1 protein-coding gene is annotated in these 1,273 nt (G+C 41.6%); it reads left to right on the top strand.

From position 1 onward, the window contains the following. Positions 1 to 303 precede the first annotated feature (303 nt). On the top strand, positions 304 to 1,273 hold a 970-nt coding region (locus tag AC1DSE_RS35400; RefSeq protein ID WP_477529134.1), incomplete at its 3' end, for a CBM35 domain-containing protein.

Raw genomic sequence — 1,273 nt, forward strand, 5'->3', positions numbered from 1 at the left:
GCATTTATACGGCTAAATTCGACAATAACAAAATAATTAATTGTTATTGTAAAGTTATTTATTATTTGTATTGCAAAAATAATGTTATTTATGTTATCTTCTCAATAACGAAATGCAGCTTGTAAATTTACCCATGCAGCAAGATGCTCCTGTTCATGTAACTTAGCTACTTACGTCTACTAAATGTAGAAAGGAGGTGATTCATTTTTGAAAGCGTTTTCCGGCGGGGCTGATTATACTATCGCAAGGCGGCACGTCCCAAAAGCATAGCTTCATCATTATGAATTAGAGGTGACGAATGAAATGGATTTTAACTACCGATGGGGAACACGCAAGGTTTTGTTTTATGCTTTGATCCTAACGTTTGTTATGGGGGCCATTCCTCTCTACCCTTATGTAAACGCGACTGCATCTGCTATTAAATATGAAGCAGCTAGTGCAGAAGTAGAGGGCGCTGCACAATTTTTAACTACAACTGCAGGAGGTGACATTCAATATATTGGAAACGGTTACATTTCATTTTTCACTGGTGATCAGGGAGCTGCAACCTTTCATGTTCAAGCAGCAGCAACTGGCTTATATAAGCTGAACATTGGTTATTACTCGCCTTATGGACGGAAGGTAACGTCGCTGCTCGTAAACGGTCAGAGCAACGGGGAGATTGAGCTGCCTGCAATTGCGGAAGCTGGCTCTGTTTCATCAGACGCTTCCGCAGGGAGAGTTATGCTGAAACAAGGTGACAATACGATTCGTTTTGAAAGAGGCTGGGGTTATTATGGCATTGAATACATTACGCTTGAATCCGCGGATACCGTTACTGTGCCAGATACCAGCCAATATGAAGCGGAAGCGGGGATTTTGGCGGGTGGAGCAGAAATACGCGCTACTGGAAACGGCTATTCCGGCGACGGTTATGTTTTTATTCCTGGAGGATCTGTTCAGATAGATGTATCGGCTTCTGCTGAAGGTTTTTATACGCTGGATTTTGGTTACAGAGCTTCTTACGGCTTCAAAAAGACGCTAATAACCATTAATAAAAATCAAGCCGGGGCTTCAGGGTTTGAAGTTGATCTTAATGAATCAGCTGAATTTGTTGAAATATCGGCAGGTAAGGTTTTTTTGAATGCAGGAAACAACACGATAACCTTTGATGCCAATTGGAGTTGGTATGACATTGATTATATAAAGCTCACTCCAATGCCTATCGAGAATAAAGAGCATCAGGTTCCAAAGTCGTTAATCAACCCAAATGCAACAAGGGAAGCGCGTGCGC

This window comes from Paenibacillus sp. 01L418, assembly GCF_056400045.1.